15 protein-coding genes are annotated in these 17,198 nt (G+C 67.6%); 3 read left to right on the forward strand and 12 right to left on the reverse strand.

Annotated features, from left to right (window positions below; genetic code table 11):
- Positions 1-18: 18 nt before the first annotated feature.
- Both D5301_RS14885 and D5301_RS14890 read left to right on the forward strand, forming a co-directional pair.
- The gene (locus D5301_RS14885) at positions 19-2,307 is read left to right on the forward strand and encodes an Orn/Lys/Arg decarboxylase N-terminal domain-containing protein (protein ID WP_324187329.1); all 2,289 of its coding nucleotides are present in this window, start codon (positions 19-21) and stop codon (positions 2,305-2,307) included.
- 28 nt (positions 2,308-2,335) lie between these two features.
- On the forward strand, positions 2,336-3,238 hold the full coding sequence (locus tag D5301_RS14890; RefSeq protein ID WP_153856092.1) for a cation diffusion facilitator family transporter: 903 nt from the start codon (positions 2,336-2,338) through the stop codon (positions 3,236-3,238).
- A 197-nt stretch (positions 3,239-3,435) separates the two neighbouring features.
- On the opposite strand, the gene D5301_RS14895 is transcribed toward D5301_RS14890, so the two are convergent.
- The 10 genes from D5301_RS14895 to D5301_RS14940 form a co-directional block, all read right to left on the reverse strand.
- Positions 3,436-4,149: an energy transducer TonB gene (locus tag D5301_RS14895; protein WP_110712702.1), complete on the reverse strand. Its 714-nt coding sequence runs from the start codon at positions 4,147-4,149 to the stop codon at positions 3,436-3,438.
- Entirely contained in the window at positions 4,142-4,942 is an 801-nt protein-coding gene (locus D5301_RS14900) for a ChaN family lipoprotein (RefSeq protein ID WP_153856093.1), read from the reverse strand. The genes D5301_RS14895 and D5301_RS14900 overlap by 8 nt, the downstream gene beginning before the upstream one ends.
- Positions 4,929-7,400, reverse strand: coding sequence for a TonB-dependent receptor (locus tag D5301_RS14905; protein WP_153856094.1), 2,472 nt, complete (start codon positions 7,398-7,400; stop codon positions 4,929-4,931). Before D5301_RS14905 ends, D5301_RS14900 begins: the two co-directional genes overlap by 14 nt.
- A 64-nt stretch (positions 7,401-7,464) precedes the next feature.
- Positions 7,465-8,391 carry a FecR domain-containing protein gene (locus D5301_RS14910; protein ID WP_110712699.1) on the reverse strand — a complete coding sequence of 309 codons (927 nt, stop codon included), beginning with the start codon at positions 8,389-8,391 and terminating at the stop codon, positions 7,465-7,467.
- Complete coding sequence (locus tag D5301_RS14915) at positions 8,388-8,897, reverse strand: sigma-70 family RNA polymerase sigma factor (protein WP_164080209.1); 510 nt, start codon at positions 8,895-8,897, stop codon at positions 8,388-8,390. Before D5301_RS14915 ends, D5301_RS14910 begins: the two co-directional genes overlap by 4 nt.
- Before the next feature lie 118 nt (positions 8,898-9,015).
- Positions 9,016-9,555, reverse strand: a complete 540-nt coding sequence (locus D5301_RS14920) for a hypothetical protein (protein WP_153856096.1) — start codon at positions 9,553-9,555, stop codon at positions 9,016-9,018.
- Positions 9,556-9,636: 81 nt separating this feature from the next.
- Complete coding sequence (locus D5301_RS14925; RefSeq protein ID WP_110712696.1) at positions 9,637-10,143, reverse strand: hypothetical protein; 507 nt, start codon at positions 10,141-10,143, stop codon at positions 9,637-9,639.
- A gap of 98 nt (positions 10,144-10,241) precedes the next feature.
- Positions 10,242-10,466 (reverse strand): hypothetical protein, encoded by a 225-nt coding sequence (locus D5301_RS14930; RefSeq protein WP_110712695.1) that lies wholly within the window; start codon positions 10,464-10,466, stop codon positions 10,242-10,244.
- Entirely contained in the window at positions 10,463-11,164 is a 702-nt protein-coding gene (locus tag D5301_RS14935; protein ID WP_110712694.1) for a glutamine amidotransferase, read from the reverse strand. The genes D5301_RS14930 and D5301_RS14935 overlap by 4 nt, the downstream gene beginning before the upstream one ends.
- Positions 11,161-11,934 (reverse strand): YggS family pyridoxal phosphate-dependent enzyme, encoded by a 774-nt coding sequence (locus D5301_RS14940; RefSeq protein ID WP_110712693.1) that lies wholly within the window; start codon positions 11,932-11,934, stop codon positions 11,161-11,163. Before D5301_RS14940 ends, D5301_RS14935 begins: the two co-directional genes overlap by 4 nt.
- Positions 11,935-12,010: 76 nt before the next feature.
- Here D5301_RS14940 and ptsJ point away from each other — a divergent pair, with 76 nt between their 5' ends.
- Positions 12,011-13,297 (forward strand): transcriptional regulator PtsJ, encoded by a 1,287-nt coding sequence (ptsJ, locus tag D5301_RS14945; protein ID WP_153856097.1) that lies wholly within the window; start codon positions 12,011-12,013, stop codon positions 13,295-13,297.
- Positions 13,298-13,495: 198 nt separating this feature from the next.
- Here ptsJ and D5301_RS14950 read toward each other — a convergent pair whose 3' ends face one another.
- A complete protein-coding gene (locus D5301_RS14950) occupies positions 13,496-14,002 on the reverse strand; it encodes a hypothetical protein (RefSeq protein ID WP_153856098.1) in 507 nt (168 codons plus the stop codon).
- Between the two features lie 81 nt (positions 14,003-14,083).
- Positions 14,084-17,194 carry an error-prone DNA polymerase gene (locus D5301_RS14955; protein WP_153856099.1) on the reverse strand — a complete coding sequence of 1,037 codons (3,111 nt, stop codon included), beginning with the start codon at positions 17,192-17,194 and terminating at the stop codon, positions 14,084-14,086.
- Positions 17,195-17,198: the final 4 nt, after the last annotated feature.

The raw sequence follows: 17,198 nt of genomic DNA on the forward strand, positions 1-17,198 counted from the left end.
TAGACAAGGAGAATCAACGTGTACTTCAAGTCCCTGGACTATCCGGTCATTGTCATCGACAACGACTACGAGTCGCCGCGCATCGGCGGCATCCTGATCCGCGCCCTGGTGGAGGAGCTGCGCAGCAACGACCAGCGCGTGCTGTGCGGCCTGAACCTGGATGATGCCCGCGCCGGTGCCCGCACCTACGTGGCGGCCTCGGCGGTGCTGATCTCGATCGACGGCAGTGAAGAGGTGGATGGCGAGTTCCAGCGCCTGACCGCCTTCCTGCGCGAGCAGAGCGCACGCCGCGCCAACCTGCCGGTGTTCCTGTACGGCGAGCGCCGCACCATCGAGAAGGTGCCGAGCAAGCTGCTCAAGTACATCCACGGTTTCATCTTCCTGTTCGAAGATACCAAGAGCTTCATCTCGCGGCAGGTGATGCGCGCGGCCGAAGACTACATGAAGAACCTGCTGCCGCCGTTCTTCAAGGCGTTGATCCACCATGCAGCCGAGTCGAACTACTCCTGGCACACCCCGGGCCATGCCGGCGGCGTGGCGTTCACCAAGTCGCCGGTCGGCCGTGCATTCCATCAGTTCTACGGCGAGAACACCCTGCGCAGCGATCTGTCGATCTCGGTACCGGAGCTGGGTTCGCTGCTCGATCACACCGGCCCGATCAAGGACGCCGAGAACGAGGCGGCACGCAACTTCGGTGCCGACCATACGTTCTTTGTCACCAACGGCACCTCCACCGCCAACAAGATCGTCTGGCATGGCACGGTGGCGCGCGGTGACGTGGTGTTCGTCGATCGCAACTGCCACAAGTCGCTGCTGCACGCGCTGATCATGACCGGTGCGGTGCCGGTGTACTTCACCCCCAGCCGCAATGCGCACGGCATCATCGGTCCGATCAGCCTGGATCAGTTCACGCCGGAGTCGCTGCAGCAGCGCATCGCTGCCAACCCGCTGGCCAGCCAGGCCTACAAGGCTGGCTCCAAGCCGCGCATCGCGGTGGTCACCAACTCGACCTACGACGGCCTGTGCTACAACGCCGAGAAGATCGCCGACGAGATCGGCAGCGCGGTCGACTTCCTGCATTTCGACGAAGCCTGGTACGCCTACGCCGCGTTCCACCCGTTCTACGAGAACCATTACGGCATGGCCAAGGGCAAGCCGCGTGAGCAGGATGCGATCATCTTCACCACGCATTCGACCCACAAGCTGCTGGCGGCGTTCTCGCAGGCGTCGATGATCCACGTGCGCAATTCGGCGCAGCGCAACCTGGATGCCGAGCGCTTCAACGAGTCGTTCATGATGCACACCTCGACCAGCCCGCACTACGGGGTGATCGCAGCCTGTGACGTGGCCTCGAAGATGATGGAAGGCGATGCCGGCCGTTCGCTGGTGCAGGAAATGCACGACGAGGCCATCGCCTTCCGCCGCGCGATGCTGCACGTCCGCGATGATCTCGGCCGCGATGACTGGTGGTTCAGCGTGTGGCAGCCGACCCAGGTCGAGCGCAGCCTGGACAAGGGCGATACGCCAGCGCCGCTGGTGGCCAAGCGCGAGGAGTGGTACCTGCAGCCGGATGCGCACTGGCACGGCTTCGAGAACCTGGTCGACGACTATGTGCTGATCGACCCGATCAAGGTGACCCTGCTGACTCCGGGCCTGGCGATGGACGGCAGCATGGGCAAGCTGGGCATCCCGGCGGCGGTGCTGAGCAAGTTCCTGTGGGGCCGCGGCATCACCGTGGAGAAGACCAACCTGTACTCGGTGCTGTTCCTGTTCTCGATGGGCATCACCAAGGGCAAGTGGAGCACCCTCGTCACCGAGCTGATGGCGTTCAAGGAGCTGTACGACCGCAATGCGCCGCTGAGCCAGGCACTGCCGACGCTGGCCGCCGACTATCCGAATGCCTACGCCGGTTGGGGCCTGCGCGACCTGTGCGACGCGCTGCACGCGTTCAACCAGGATTTCTCGGTGGCCAAGGTGATGCGCGAGATGTACGTGGACCTGCCGACGCCGGTGATGACCCCGGCCGATGCCTACAACCACCTGGTCAAGGGCGAGATCGAGCGGGTCGACATCGAGCAGCTCAGTGGCCGTGTCGCGGCGACCATGCTGGTCCCGTATCCGCCGGGCATTCCCACCATCATGCCGGGCGAGCGTTTCGGCGACAGCGATGAGCCGATCATCCAGTCGCTGCGCATCGCCCGCGAGCAGAATGCCCGCTTCCCGGGCTTCGAGTCGGACGTGCACGGGCTGATCATCGAGCAGGGCGGCGATGTGACCTCGTACAAGGTGGAGGTGCTGAAGGCCTGACCGGCGACGGTCGGCCCTTCGGCGAACGATGGATACCGCGCGCGAGCAACGCATCCTGAAGTTCTCGATCGGGGCCACCCTGGCGGTGAGCGCGGTCGGCTTCGGCGGTGGCCTGCTGGTGGGATCGCAGGCCATCCTGTTCGACGGCGTGTACAGCCTGGTCGACGTCGCCCTGACCCTGGTGTCGTTGTCGGTGCTGCGGCTGGTGGCGCGGGAGCAGAGCCCGCGCTTCCAGTATGGCTACTGGCACCTTGAGCCGATGGTCGAGGCACTGGGCGGTGTGATCCTGTCGCTGGCCTGCGTGTATGCGCTGGCCAACGCGGTAATTGGTTTGACGACGGGCGGGCACGAAGTGAAGTTCGGGCCCGCGCTGTGGTGGGCGGCACTGCTGAGTGCCAGCAACCTGGCGATGGCGGCATTCGTCGCGCAGCGTGCGCGGCACCTGCGCTCTGCTCTGTTGTGGCTGGACGTGCGCGGCTGGCTGCTGGGCGGATTGATGAGCCTGGCGGTGGTGCTGGCCTTCGTGCTGGCGCTGATCCTGCACGGCGGTGAGTGGCACCACTGGGTGCCGTACCTGGATTCGATCGTGCTGGCGTTGATCAGTCTGGCGGTGCTGCCGGTGCCGGCGCGCAGCGCGTGGAAGGCCATGCGCGAAGTGCTGCAGGTGGCGCCGGATGATCTGGACCGACGCGTGCAGCAGGTGATGCAGGCGTTCGTCGCCGAGCACGGCTATGCCGGCTTCACCAGCCATGTGGCGAAGATGGGGCGGATGCGCTTCATCGAGATCCACGTGCTGGCCGACCCGGCCACACCGCTGGGCTCAGTGGGCGAGGTCGATGCGATGCGTGACGAGATCGCGGTGCGGCTGGACGCCCGTGGCAGTACGTTCTGGCTGACCATCGATTTCACGGCAGACCCAGCATGGACGTAAGCGGGGAACGGTAGAGCCGAGCCCATGCTCGGCTGCCATTCGCGCTGAGCAGCCGAGCATGGGCTCGGCCCTGCACGTGGGCGCGATCGTTGCACATGGCGGACTACTCTGTTGCGCCAGTTCCATTTGACCTCAACCGGAGTTGAGGTCGCAGACTGCCTCGCAATTCCCGACATCAAGGCGGAGGCCCTCAGCGCCTAGCGCAGGTAGTACTCCACCGGTACCACCAGTTCCTGGGGTGCCTTCATTTCCACGGGAATGGGCGGCAGCGGCTGCGCGCGACGGAAGGTCTGCAGCGCGCCGTCATCGAGCATCGGCTGGCCACTGGACTGCTCCAGCCGCAGGGCCAGCAGGCGACCTTCGCGGTCGATGCTGGCCCTGACCCAGGCCGTCCCCTGCTGCCGGCGCGAGCGTGCGGCGGCGGGGTAGTAGCGGTAGCGTTCCAGCCGCGCCATCAGGCGGGCTTCCCACTGGTCGCTGGCGGCGCCGGCCTGGAAGTCCGCCGGCGGCGCGTCTGGAGCGGGCGGCGCGGCCGTGATCGATGCCGGTGCGGGACTTGCATCGGTCGCGGCCGCAGGCGGGGCGACCGGCAGCGGCTTTCGACCCGTCCCGCCCGTTTCGCTGGCGGCCAACTCGCCCTCGCGCGCGGCGGTGGGTTTCGGCGGAGGGGGCGACTTGGTCGGCTGCGACGCACGCGCCTGTTGCGCCTGGCTGGGGGTATCGGCCTGGCGTTCCTCGACCGGTTGCGGAGGTGTGGCCGGTGCCAGCAGGCGCAGGCTGATGCGCACGTCCTGTTCCGGCGGGGGCAGCAAGGGGGGCGTGGCCACCCAGTGCACCAGCAGCAGCAAGGGCAGCAGGTGCAGGCCGATGCTGATCGCGATCGCCTGCCAGTGTTGGCCGCGCTCACTCATCGTCCAGCACCCATAGCAGGTCGGCGTCAGACGCATCGATGGCTTCGCCAGGTGAGGCGAGCGCAATCACCAGTGCTGGTACGTCCAGAGCCAGGTAGCCTGGTACTCCGGTGCCGCGCAGTACATGCCAGCGCCCGGCAACCAGCAGCGCCGGTGCGGGTGCATCGAGCAGCACCCGTGCCATCCGTGTGTCGCGGGCCTGCTGCACGGCCAACATGCCATCCAGCATCGGTGCGGCCTCTGCGTGCTGGGCAAGCACCACCTCCGCAAGGCGCTGCCGCGCAGTGGCCACGGGGAACTGTACCGCCCTGGTCGATGCCAACAGCGCGTTGACCTCGGCGCGCGCGAGATTGCCACCGAACAACGGGATGCCGGCAGCGGTGGCGTCCTGCACCAGCCCGCCATAGGCAGCCCACGGCCAGCGCGCATCCCAGTCCAGCAGCTCCTGCAGCCTCGTGCCGTCGGCATGGTTGCCCTTGGCCAGCCAGCGCTGCACCCGCTGCAGGCGCGGCTGGCGCTCGCTGGCAATCATTTCCAGCACCAGGGCACCTTGCGGGCGCTGCTGCTGCAACGCCTGCAGCAGCCAGCGCTGGGCGGCATGATCACTGTCGAGGTCATGCCGTTCACCCAGCAGCAACCGCTGGGCGGCGGCAGTGCGTTGTACGAACGTAGATTCGTCCAGGATCCGGCCATTGGCGAGGTCGACCACCTTGCCGGGCAGCGGCTGCGCGCTGGCCATCGACGCCAGCGCGAGCAGGCACAGCGGCAGCCAGTGGCGGCTAGAACGCGACATTGACGCCCATCGAGATGGTGCGGCCACGGCCGTTGCCGCGGTCCAGGATCGGGCTGAAGATGCTGTCGATCGAGGCATTGTTGTCATAGGCCTTGTTCTGCAGGTTTTCGATGTTCAGCCACAGCGTGGTGTTCGGCTGGGGCTTGAAGCTGGCGTAGAAGTCCAGCAGCACGCCGGTGCCGCTGGTCTTGCGGGTCTGGAAGAAGTCGTAGCCTTCCTCGGTCGGGCCGGAGTACTCGGCGCGCAGGCCGGCCTGCACGCGCTGCTGCCACCAGCGGCCGCCCACGTCCAGCGTCCAGTAGCGGTCGGGCAGGGCGGTGATGTCTTCCAGGTTGACGAACTCGATGGCCGGCGCACTGGTGTGCGAGCGGGTCCAGCTCAGCGTGGCGTGGTAGTGCTCGCTGGCGTAGTGCGCCTCCAGCTCGATACCGCGCATGCGCACCACGCCGGGGTGGTTCATCCAGCGCGTGGTGGCGCTGAAGTCGTCGGCGTCCAGCACATCGGTCCAGGCAGTGAGCTGCGGATCGCTGTCGATCGGCACCACGAACGGTTCCACTTCCGGCGGATGCACGATCAGCAGGTACTGCGGCTTGATGTAGTCGCGGATGCGGTTGTCGAAGCGGGTGACCCGCAGCTGCGCCAGGTCACCGTCGACCAGCAGCGAGTCGGTGCTGAGGTTGGCGCCGAACTGCAGGTTGCGCGAGCGCTCGCGGCGCAGGAACGGATTGGCGCCGATGCCGTCGGCGACGCTGGCGTCCTCCAGCGGGATCTTCTCGAAGAACATTTCCTGCACGCGCGGCGGCCGCGACGTGCGCGAGACCTCGGCGAACAGCTGCAGCCAATCGGTGGCCTGCAGTGAGACCGCCAGGCTCGGGCTGAGTGCGCGCTCGGTGCGACGCACGTCGATGTCGCCGCCATTGATCTCCGCGCACTGGCCGGGCACATCCGAGCACACCGGGATGTGTCCACGGATGCCGAAGCGGTCCTGGCGCAGTCCTGCGGTCAGGGCATAGATGTCGTACTGCAGCTCCAGCGTGCTGAATACACTGTCGAGCTGGCTGCGGCCCTGCGGATTGGCGCCACGCAGGACAGGGGTGTCGGCCACGTAGATGTCCGACTGGTGCTTGATACCGGTGTTCCAGCGTGCCTGCAGTGCACCGATGTCGAAGCGGCTGGTGTTGTCCACGGTCCAGCTGCTCAGGCTGCTGTGGGTGCGGCGGCCGATGTAGCTGGAGTCCTCCACCGGCGGGTAGAACAGCCGGGTCTTGTTGCTGGCAAACGTCGCACGCAGGTCGATCCACGGCGAATAGGGCGTGTAGTGGTAGCTGGCGCGCTGGTTGCGCGCGGAAATCTGCCACGGATAGTTGTGGTAGAAGTCGTTTTCGTAACGCATGTGGCTCAGGTCGAGCCGATGCTGGTCACTGGGCTGCAGGCGCGCTTTCAACAGCCAGCTGCTGGGTTGCTGGCTGCCGGGGTCGGCATTGTTTTTCTGCCCGCGCGCCGTGGCGTACTCGCTGCTGCGACTGCTGCTGGCGGCGGCGAGCAGGCCGAACTGGCGGTCACCGCCGTCCTCGCTGTGGCGCCACGCACCGGCGAAGGTGCGGCCGCTGCCATAGCCGTTGTTGCCATGGCGATAGCCCGCACGCAGGCCCCAGTCGCGGCCTTCGCCGAGCAGATCGTCGATGTCCAGTGTGCGGAAGTTGGCACTGCCGGCCAGCGTGCCGGCGCCATCACCACCGGCGACCGCACCGCGCTGCACGTCCACGCCGGCCAGCAGGAACGGGTCAACATAGGCGAATGGGCCGCCCGAGCCATGCCCGGCGTTGTTGCGGAAGGTCTGGGTGACACCGTCGATCATGGTGTTGACCCGGCCGGCACCGGTCATGCCGCGGATGTTGACCTGCAGGCCGGGCTGGCTGCGCGAATGGAAGCTGTGGGTGCCCGGCATCGAACGCAGCAGGCTGTTGCCTTCCTGGCGTTCGGCCATTGCCAAACGTTCGCTGCCGACCGTGGGAGCGAAGCCATCACGGGTGGCCGGTACATACTGGCTGGCACCAGTGCCAGGCGCATGGGCGTGCGCGGTCGTGCCCTGCACGCGCAGCGGACCGGTACGACGGCTGCCATCGCTGCGTTCGGCAGGTGCCGGTTCCAGCGTGGCGCGACGCGCATCGATGAAGCGTGGGCGGAGGCCGCTGCCTGCCAACAGGCGCGACAACGCCTGTGCATCGTCGAAGTCTCCGCGCAGGGCAGGCGCGGCATGGCCTGCAGGCAGCGCCGAGCCGATCACCAGATCGACGCCGGTCAGCCGGCTGTAGGCGTCCAGTGCGGCGGCCAGCGGTTGGGCGGGCAGATCGTAGGAACGCGTGGCGGCCTGCGCGTGGGCGTTGTTGGGCAGCAGTGGGACGGTGCTGGCGCAGGCCAGCGACAGGGCGAGGACAAGGGGGCGGGGGCACAGCATCGGGGGCTCCAGGGGCTGACGCAGGGCGTCGTCATCCTGGGTAGACGCAGTGCTGGGCCGGATGTCAGGGTGCACCGCGCTGCTCCCAGCGTGGCGGCAGCCACACCTGCACACCCGCGCCGAGGCGCAGTACCCGCACATGCAGCTGCATGGCCAGTTGGTCGCGATTGCTGGCGGCACCCTCGGCATTGCCCAGCAGGGTGACTGGCTGTTGGCGAAGCCGTGCACCGATGATCCAGGTATGCCCGCCGTGCCAGCGGTCCAGGCCCTGGGTGACGTCGGCCAGAGGGGCCGAAACCCAGTGCAGGCGCCGCTCGCGCCAGGCCAGGACGCCACCGTCTGCAGGATGTGCAGCAGAAGGCGCGTGTCCGTTGAAGCGTATCTGCTGACCCTCGCTGGCCTGTGCACTGGCGGTGCCGCTCTCTACGCGGACGCTGTGCTCGGTGACTGTGACCACGCTGCTGTCGCCCTGCACGGCAAGATCGAATGCGGTCCCCAGTGCGGTGACAGTGCCTTGCGGGGTATGCACCTGGAATGGCCGATCGGCATCGGCAGCGACCTGGAACCAGGCCTGGCCGCGCTGCAGCTGGAGCTGGCGGCGTTGTGCATCGACGCGCACATGGACTTCGCTTCCCGGCGACAGCAGCACATGCGAACCGTCCGGCAGGGCTTCATCACGGATCTCGCCAGCGGCGGTGCGCAGTACCTGCGCGGCCGGCGGCGAGGCGTGGCGGCTGTACAGCCCGAGCGCGCACAGCAACAGCACGGCAATGCCGGCCTCGCGCAGGCGGCGGCGTTGCCTGCGCTGCTGCTGCCGTTGCAGGCTGGGCAACGTGGCACCGGCCTGCCACAGCTGCTGCAGATGCTGGTACTGCGCAACATGGCGCGGATCGGCCCGGCACCACTGGTCGAACGCGTTCTCGTCGCGGGTGCCATCGTGTCCATCCAGCCACCAGCGGGCGGCTTCGCGTGTGATCGCGTCCTGGCTCATGCACCCGGTACCTGCTGCAGGGCGACCAGGGCGCGCAGCAGATGGCCGTGCGCGGTCTGCCGACTGATGCCCAGCTGGCGGCCGATCTCGGCCAGAGCCATCTGTTCCACACGCGCCAGCAGGAAGACCTGGCGCGAGCGCGGCGGCAGCGCGGCGACGATTGCATCGAGATGGCGCAGCTGTTCGGCGTCGAGCAGGCGCTGTTCAGGCAGCGGCGCAGGATCGGCGATGGCATGCAGCTGTGTGTCATCCAGCGCTTCTTCGCGACGGCGCTGGCGTTGCCGGTAATGGTCGGCAATCAGGTTGTGGGCAACGCGGTACAGGTACGCGCGGCCATTGCTCAGCAGGCCACTGGCGGCGACCTTGACGACACGCAGCCAGGTTTCCTGGACGACGTCATCGGCGTCGCTGCGTTGCGGGAGTTTGCGGCGGACATGGGCGTGCAGCGGCCGGTAATGGGCCGCGCACAGCTGCGCGACATCCGTCGGTTCGACAGGCGTGGACACGGGGCGGGCGACAACTGGGAAAGGGAACAGCCCGCGGCGGCAAGGGCAGCGGCTGCACCTTACAGCAAAAGAGAATCATTTGCATCTGTAGTGCGGGGCCGATGCATTGGATGGCCGATCAGCCCGCGCGGCTGGCGCTGCGTATCTCCAGCAGCAAGCGGTGGGCGGGAAACGTGCGCAGCGCTGGATGCCGCTGCCGGTGGTAGGCATTCCAATAGCTTGCGGCACGCTGCATACACCGTTCGAAGAAGGCGGCGTTCTCGCGGGCCAAGGGTGCGTAGGCGGCCAGGCCAATCTTCCGGGCATGGTGGTCGATCGTCAGCGCGATCTCTTCGACATACTCGCTGAGCAGCGCCAGGTGGAATGCCAGAACCCACGGCACCGATGCCTGCCCCAATGCCTCAACAGCCCGTTGTCGCAGGAAGCCATCGGGATGCCGGGTGGCCAGGCACAGGCACAGCAGGCGGTGATCACCCGGCAAGGAAGATGCCAGGCGTTCCAGGCGCGTAGCGTCGGCGTAGATGCGATCGGGGAAGCGCAGTGCTTCTCCATCGATCAGCAGCCGGTAGTCGTTGTTGCTGGCCTGCGCCTGGATGCGATCGAGCCGTTGCTGAAGATCGCAGGCGACGCCATGCAGGTGGGCAGGTACGTCGAACATGGTGGGAGTATCGCCTGCATGAGGGCGTGCGTCAGCCTATGGCGGGTGGTGCAGCGTACCGCTGCCGGCCAGCGGCCGGCACTACCGGGGCAGGTAGTCGCAATGGATCTGCAGTGCTTCGGTCGGGTTGGGGTGCAGTTGGAAGCCGCAGTGCTGCAGGCTGTGCTTCACCTGCGCGACCGCCCAGGCATGGCGGCTGACGCGGCGCGCCTGCCAGTTGGGTGGCGTGAACACGCCCAGTGGCAGCAGCCGCAGTCGTTGGCCGTGCAACACCATGGAGATATCGACGTGACGGCCATCGATGTCGTGACCGTTGGCACCGAAGATGGCATCGACTTCATCGCGGCGCTGCGGGTAGCAGGTGCGGAACACCGCAATGCCGAGCCGCCGCACCGCGCGGCGGAACCCACCGAGGCGACTGTGGCGTGATTCGAAGCCGCGCGTGAGCAGCAGGCGCAGTTCGGTGGGCAGGAGTGCCTGCGCATCGAGCAGGCGTTGCAGCACCTCTGCTTCGATCTGGATATGGGTGGAGGGCCAGCGCGGGGCGACAAGCAGCCCGCGATGGTTGCCGCGTTGCAGGGTCAACATCGGTGAAGCTTCGCACGCGGGCGAACAGCCGGGGTAGTGCCGGCCGCTGGCCGGCAGATTCCAGTGCCGGCCAGCGGCCGGCTCTACCGTGACGATCGTCAGATATCGCGGTACTGGATCTGCGCGGCCAGTACACGCAGGCCATCGGCATTGCTGGACAGGATGCGCTCTTCACCGACGCCCTTCTGCCGCTTCAACTGGAAGCCCTGGTCTGCAGGCAGCTGCGCGGCGATGCTGTCCATGCGCTGCAGGGCATCGGGGCCGCTGCAGTCGAAGTGGCCCCAGTGGGCACCATCGCGGTGGATCTGCAATCGGTAGTTCATCGTGGTGTCTCCGGCAGGTCCTGCAGCCAATGGTCGAACATTGCGGTGGCGGCCGCGGCCAGTGGTGCGCCATAGCGACGCGCCTGCGCGCGCAGGTCGTTGGGATCGATGCCAGCCTGGGCCAGCTCCAGCGTGTGACCGATCAGCCAACGCTCGAACTGGCGCGCGTCCAGTTCCGGATGGCATTGCAGGGCCAGCGCGTGGTGGCCGATGGCGAAGGCCTGGTGGCGGCAGGCCGGCGTGCTGGCCAGGCGGCGTGCGCCGGCCGGAAGTTCGAAGGCCTCACCATGCCAATGCAGCACGGGAATGCCCTGCAGGGCCTGCAGCGGCGAGCGCTGGCCTTCATCGGTCAGCAGCAGTGGCGCAAAGCCGATCTCCTTGCCGCCACTGGGAGCGACACTGGCACCGAGTGCACGGGCCATCAGCTGTGCACCCAGGCAGATGCCCAGGGTCGGCCGCTGTTGTTGCAGCCGGCGCTGCAGCAGGGCGATGCTGTCGGTGACGAAGGGATAGGTCGCTGTGTCATTGACGCTGATCGGGCCGCCCAGCACCACCAGCAGGTCGGCTGTTGCGGCGGAGTCCAGCGCGTCGATACCGGCCTGCAGCACCTGCAGCTGCCAGCCTTGGGCCAGCAGCAACGGTTGCAGGGTGCCGAGGTCTTCAAAGGCAACGTGTTGCAGCACAACCGCGTGCTTCATGCCGGGGCTCCGCTGTTCGGCCAGTAGAAGCTGTCCGGGGTGGCGCGGGCGCCGAAAATGGCCTGGCCGACGCGGACCACGGTGGCACCTTCCTCGATGGCCACTTCGAAATCACCGGACATGCCCATCGACAGCTGCGACAGGTCAAGGCCGGGCGGGGCGACGCGCTGCAGCTGGTCGCGCAGGTCACGCAGGCGCACGAAGCAAGCGCGCACGCGCTCGACCTCGGGGGTGAAGATGGCCAGGGTCATCAGGCCGCGCACGCGCAGGCGATCGAAGGCCGGCAGCTGCTGCACGAAGGCCTCGACTGCGTCGGGTTCCAGCCCATACTTGCTCGGCTCGGCCGAGGTGTTGACCTGCACGAACACATCCAGCGTGCGGTCTTCCAGTTGCAGGCGCTGCTGCAGGGCCTCGGCCACGCGCAGGCTGTCCAGCGCCTGGAACTCGCTGGCGAAGCGTGCCACGTAGCGCGCCTTGTTGGTCTGCAGATGGCCGATCACCGACCAGTGCACGCCCAGGTCGGCCATTGTTTCGGCCTTGCGCTGCGCCTCCTGCACCTTGTTCTCGCCCAGTTCGTGACAGCCTGCGGCCACCGCCATGCGGATGCGGGCGTCATCGACGGTCTTGCTGACCGGCAGCAGGCGCACGCTGGCCGGGTCGCGGCCGACACGTGCACAGGCGTCGGCGATGCGTTGGCGCACCGTGACCAGGTTGGCGGCGATCTGTTCAACGGACTGGGCGACGGGCCAGTCGGCAGCGGCAAGGGGCATGCGGGCACCTCCAATGCAGGGCGGCCAGGGTGGGATACACTGGCACAGGACAAGAGATATTTTGGCATAGGACAAAATGAAAATCACCGGGCATAGCGCCGAGTCGATCTTCGACAGCATCCGCGACGGCATCGGCAAGGGCCGCTTGCCGGCCGGCAGCGTGCTGCCGCCGGTGCGTGAACTGGCCGAGCAGCTGGGGGTGAACCGCAATACGGTGGCCGCTGCCTACAAGCGATTGGATGCGGCGGGCCTGGCCAGCACGGCGGGCCGTCGTGGCACGGTGGTGCGCGGATTACCGCCGACGCTGGCGCGCGAGGGCAGCACGCCAGGGCTGGCCCTGCAGGACCTCGCCGGTGGCAACCCGGACCCGCGCCTGCTGCCGAACCTGCGCCTGGCGCCGGCAGCGCCGCGTTTGTACGGCGTAGGCACGGTCGACCCGAGGTTGCAGGCGCTGGCACGCGCCTCGCTGGATGCGGACTGTCCGGAGGGCTATGCGCTGGAGCTGACCCATGGCGCGGTCGACGGCATCGAACGCCTGCTGGCGGCGTGGTTGTTGCCGGGGGATCGCATCGCGGTGGAGGATCCGTGCTTCCTCGGCAGCCTCAACGTGCTCAATGCGGTGGGCCATGCGCCGTTGCCGGTGGCGGTGGACGCGCATGGCATGCAGGTCGATTCGCTGCGTGCGGCACTGGAGGCTGGCGCACGCGCGGTGCTGCTGACCCCGCGCGCGCACAACCCGACCGGGGCCAGCCTGGATGCGAAGCGGGCGCGGGCGTTGCGGCAGCTGTTGGCGGCCTACCCGCAGGTGGCGGTGCTGATCGACGATCACTACGCGCTGCTTTCGCAGCAGGCCTATCACTCGGTGCTGCCGCTGGATGGTCGTCGCTGGGCCGTGCTGCGTTCGTTGTCCAAGCCACTGGGTCCGGACCTGCGGCTGGCCTGGCTGGCCTGCGATGAGGAGACCGCATCGCGGTTGCGGTTGCGGTTGGCGTCCGGCACCGGCTGGGTCAGCCATCTGCTGCAGGATGCGGCGACTTCGGTGCTGGCGTCGGCGACGCAGCGGGCGAAGATCGCCTCGGCAGGTGAGCGTTACCAGCAGCGCCTGCAGTCGCTGCAGGAACTGCTGCGTGCGCGGGGCGTGCCGACACCGCAACCGATGGAAGGATTGAACCTGTGGCTGCCGTTGCCAACCGACAGCCATCCGCAGGTGCTGGCACTGGCTTCGCGCGGATGGCATGTGCGCGCAGGCGAAGTGTTCGCGGTGGCAGCGCCGGGACATGGGCTGCGCATTACGTGTGCGGCGCTGGGATCGGCGCAGCTGCGGCAGCTGGCCGATGATCTGGCAGCGGTGTGCGGTCTGTAGCGTCGAGCTTGCTCGACTTTGCTTCGCTTTTGTAGAGCCGAGCCATGCTCGGCTGCTGTTGTGTAGAAGCAGTCGAGCATGGCTCGACTCTACATGACCGGCAGTCGAGCATGGCTCGACGCTANTGTAGAAGCAGTCGAGCATGGCTCGACTCTACATGACCGGCAGTCGAGCATGGCTCGACGCTACAGAAGCCGATCAGGGCGCGGCGTTGGCGCCGGGGCGCACGTAGTAGGACTGGCCGCTGTCATCGACGAACATCAGCTCCGGCTTGCCTTGCCAGGAGGTGAGCATGGCGCCGGTGTTGTTCTGGTGCTTGACCATCAGGCTGGCGCCACGGTCCGGATTGGCGACGACCTTGAACACTTCGGTGGTGCCGGTGGCATCGCCCAGGGTGAGCAGGGCTTCGCCGCCGCGGTCGCTGGTGCCGTAGCCGCCGCGTTCGGAGCCGTCGGGGCCGAGCAGGATCAGGCCGGACAAGGCGGTGGCGCGCGGCCCCTGGGTACGGCCCTGGCTGAGCGGATCGGGAACCGGTGCGCCGAGGATCACCCGCGGCTGGCCGCTTGCATCGTGGATGACCAGCCCGCGTGCTTCGATGATGCGCTGTGGTGATTGGCTGCGATGCAGGCTCCAGGCGGTCCAGCCGGAAACAAGCAGGGCGAGGGTCGAGACCACCAGCGTGGTCAGCAGCAGTGCGCGGGGCATGGCGTCGTCCTTCCTTGGATGTGCCGACGATAGCGGATGCGGACCGGCAATGGCCAGTTCGTTGTGTGACGTTGTGTATCGTCAATGGAAATCGCGGCTGTGGCTGCGCAGTCCCTGCAGCAGTTCATCCAGGCAGTGCATGCGCTGCACGATGACATGCTGCACGCCATCAACGCGTTCCAGGCGGCCGTCGATCTGCATCAGCTGGGTGTCGACCAGTACGCGGTGCTGGCGGTCGGCCAGGTGCCGCCAGAACACGGCGTTGACCATGCCGGTCTCGTCCTCGAGCGTGAGGAAGGTGACGCCGCTGGCGGTCTGCGGGCGCTGGCGCATGCGTACCAGGCCGGCGATGCGTACGCGTCGGCCATGGCCGTGGTCTGCCAGCTGTGCGGCATCCAGGCAACCGCGGTTGCGCAGTTGCGCACGCAGGAACGAGATCGGGTGGCGGCCCAGCGTGGTGCCGGTGCTGCGGTAATCGGCCTGCATGTCTTCCCAGGTGCTGGGCAGGGGCAGCGCCACGCGGGCTTCGGCGGTGGCGCGGGCCTGGTCGAACAGCGGCAGCCGGTTCTCCACGCCGGAGATATCCCAGCGTGCACGATGGCGATGGCCGCTGAGCCCACGCAGCGCACCGGCATCGGCCAGCAGGCCCTGCTGGCGGCGATCCAGGGCGGTGCGCTGGCACAGGTCGCCCACATCGTCGAACGGGCGCCGCGCACGTTCACGCATGATGGCCTGCACGGCGGGTTCGTTGCAGCCATCGACCAGGCGCAGGCCGAGCCGGATCGCCGCCGGCCCCTTGCCGAAATCCAGCGTGCAGTCCCAGTCGCTGTGGCGCACGTCCACCGGCAGCACGCGGATGCCATGCCGGCGCGCGTCCTGCAGCAGCTGGTCGGGGCTGTAGAAGCCCAGCGGCTGGCTGTTGATCAGGCTGGCGGTGAACGCGGCCGGGTGATGGCACTTCAGCCAGCAGCTGGCATAGGTCAGCAGGGCGAAACTGGCGGCGTGGCTTTCCGGGAAGCCGTAATCGCCGAATCCCTTGATCTGCTCGAACAGGTGCTCGCCGTATTCGCGGCTGAAGCCGTTCTTGAGCATGCCGGCCAGCAGCTTCTCGCGATGCGGTTCCAGGCCGCCACGGCGTTTCCATGCGGCCATCGAGCGGCGCAGGACATCGGCCTCGCCCGGGGTGTAGCCGGCCGCATCCACCGCCAGCTGCATCACCTGTTCCTGGAACAGCGGCACGCCGAGGGTGCGCGCGAACACGCGCTTCAGCTGTGGCGGGTAGAGCGGGTTGTCCGGGTCGTTCAACGCGTCCGGTCCCTGTTCACGCAGGATCCGCCGCCGCTCAAGGTAAGGATGGACCATGTCACCCTGGATCGGGCCGGGGCGCACGATCGCCACCTCGATCACCAGGTCATAGAACTCGCGTGGCTGCAGGCGCGGCAGCATCGCCATCTGCGCGCGCGACTCGATCTGGAACACGCCGATGGTGTCGGCGGCGCAGATCATGTCGTAGGTCGGGCCGTCTTCATCGGGAATCGCATCCATGCGCCCGCTGTGCAGGCCATGCTGCTGCAGCATCGCCAGGCACTTGCGGATGGCGGTGAGCATGCCCAGCGCCAGGCAGTCGACCTTCATCAGGCCGGTGGCATCCAGATCGTCCTTGTCCCACTGGATGACGGTACGGTCGGCCATCGCCGCGTTCTCCACCGGCACCAGGGTTGACAGCGGATGCTCGGAAATCACGAAGCCGCCCGGGTGCTGCGACAGGTGGCGGGGGAAGTCGATCAGTTCGGTGGTCAGCGCCAGCAGTCGCCGCATCAGCGGGGTTTCCGGATCGAAGCCGCGCTCGCGCAGGGTCTCCGGCAACGGTACGTGGCCGCCCCAGTGGTCCATCGCCGCCCCCAATTCGTTGACCTGGTCCATCGGCAGGCCGAGCGCGCGGGCCACGTCGCGGATCGCGCTGCGGCCACGGTAGCTGATCGCCACCGCAGTCAGGGCGGCGCGCTCGCGGCCATAGCGCTTGAATACATACTGCAGCACTTCCTCGCGGCGCTCGTGCTCGAAGTCGATGTCGATATCCGGTGGCTCGTCGCGCTCGGCGGAGATGAAACGCTCGAACAGCAGGTTGCTGCGCGCCGGGTCGATCTCGGTCACGCCCAGCACGAAGCACACCGCCGAGTTGGCCGCCGAGCCACGACCCTGGCAGAGGATGTCCTGGCTGCGCGCGAAGCGCACGATGTCCTGCACGGTGAGGAAGTACGAGGCGTAGTTCTTCTCCCGGATCAATGCCAGTTCGTGCTCGATCTGTTTGCGTTGTGCCGGTTCGATGCCGCCTTTCCAGCGCCAGGGGATGCCACGCTCGACCAGCACGCGCAGCCAGCTGTCCGGGTCGTGGCCCTCGGGTACCAGTTCGCGCGGGTAGGTGTACTGCAGCTGCTCCAGGGTGAAGTGGCAGCGCTCGGCGATGCGCAGGGTCTCGGCCAGCAGTTCGGGTGGATACAGCTGGGCCAGCGCGGTACGCGGGCGCAGGTGGCGCTCGCCGTTGGGGAACAGGCGCCAGCCGGCCTCGGCCACGCTGCAGCGGTGGCGGATCGCAGTCAGCGTGTCCTGCAGGGCGCGGCGGCGGCGCACGTGCATGTGCACATCACCACTGGCGACCAGCGGCAGGCGGTGGCGTTCGCCGAAGGCCTGCAGCTGCTGCAGGCGGCGTGCGTCGTCGTGTTCGTGGTGCAGTTCCACCGCCAACCACAGCCGATCATCGAAGCCGGCACGCAACAGTTCCAGTTCGGTGGCCGCTGGTTGCCGGTCCAGCCACAGGCACAGCAGGCCGTCGGGCAGGCCGAGCAGGTCCTCGCGCAGGCAGCGGTATTCGCCCTTGGCCGCGCGCCGCCGGCAGGTGGTGATCAACTGGCACAAGCCGGCATAGGCGGCCTGGTCGGTGCACAGCAGGGCCAGCTTCGGCCCGTCCTCGACCTGGAATTCGGCGCCGACGATCAGCGCCACGCCATGCGTCTTCGCCGCCTGCCAGGCACGCACGATGCCGGCCAGCGAGCATTCGTCGGTGATCGCCAACGCGCGGTAGCCCTGGCCGGCAGCGCGCGCGAACAGTTCTTCGGCGATCGAGGCGCCACGCTGGAAACTGAAGGCCGACAGGCAGTGCAGTTCGGCGTAGCCGGGCAGTTCGTTGTGCATGACG

Source organism: Stenotrophomonas sp. MH181796 (assembly GCF_009659995.1).
Taxonomy (GTDB): Bacteria; Pseudomonadota; Gammaproteobacteria; order Xanthomonadales; family Xanthomonadaceae; genus Stenotrophomonas; species Stenotrophomonas riyadhensis.

What these genes read in the sequence shown, in the direction of transcription:
- D5301_RS14890 (WP_153856092.1), top strand. Translation starts at nt 2,336, where the DNA reads ATGGATACCGCGCGCGAGCAACGCATCCTGAAGTTCTCGATCGGGGCC.
- D5301_RS14895 (WP_110712702.1), bottom strand. Translation starts at nt 4,149, where the DNA reads ATGAGTGAGCGCGGCCAACACTGGCAGGCGATCGCGATCAGCATCGGC.
- D5301_RS14900 (WP_153856093.1), bottom strand. Translation starts at nt 4,942, where the DNA reads ATGTCGCGTTCTAGCCGCCACTGGCTGCCGCTGTGCCTGCTCGCGCTG.
- D5301_RS14905 (WP_153856094.1), bottom strand. Translation starts at nt 7,400, where the DNA reads ATGCTGTGCCCCCGCCCCCTTGTCCTCGCCCTGTCGCTGGCCTGCGCC.
- D5301_RS14910 (WP_110712699.1), bottom strand. Translation starts at nt 8,391, where the DNA reads ATGAGCCAGGACGCGATCACACGCGAAGCCGCCCGCTGGTGGCTGGAT.
- D5301_RS14920 (WP_153856096.1), bottom strand. Translation starts at nt 9,555, where the DNA reads ATGTTCGACGTACCTGCCCACCTGCATGGCGTCGCCTGCGATCTTCAG.
- D5301_RS14925 (WP_110712696.1), bottom strand. Translation starts at nt 10,143, where the DNA reads ATGTTGACCCTGCAACGCGGCAACCATCGCGGGCTGCTTGTCGCCCCG.
- D5301_RS14930 (WP_110712695.1), bottom strand. Translation starts at nt 10,466, where the DNA reads ATGAACTACCGATTGCAGATCCACCGCGATGGTGCCCACTGGGGCCAC.
- D5301_RS14935 (WP_110712694.1), bottom strand. Translation starts at nt 11,164, where the DNA reads ATGAAGCACGCGGTTGTGCTGCAACACGTTGCCTTTGAAGACCTCGGC.
- D5301_RS14940 (WP_110712693.1), bottom strand. Translation starts at nt 11,934, where the DNA reads ATGCCCCTTGCCGCTGCCGACTGGCCCGTCGCCCAGTCCGTTGAACAG.
- ptsJ (WP_153856097.1), top strand. Translation starts at nt 12,011, where the DNA reads ATGAAAATCACCGGGCATAGCGCCGAGTCGATCTTCGACAGCATCCGC.
- D5301_RS14950 (WP_153856098.1), bottom strand. Translation starts at nt 14,002, where the DNA reads ATGCCCCGCGCACTGCTGCTGACCACGCTGGTGGTCTCGACCCTCGCC.
- D5301_RS14955 (WP_153856099.1), bottom strand. Translation starts at nt 17,194, where the DNA reads ATGCACAACGAACTGCCCGGCTACGCCGAACTGCACTGCCTGTCGGCC.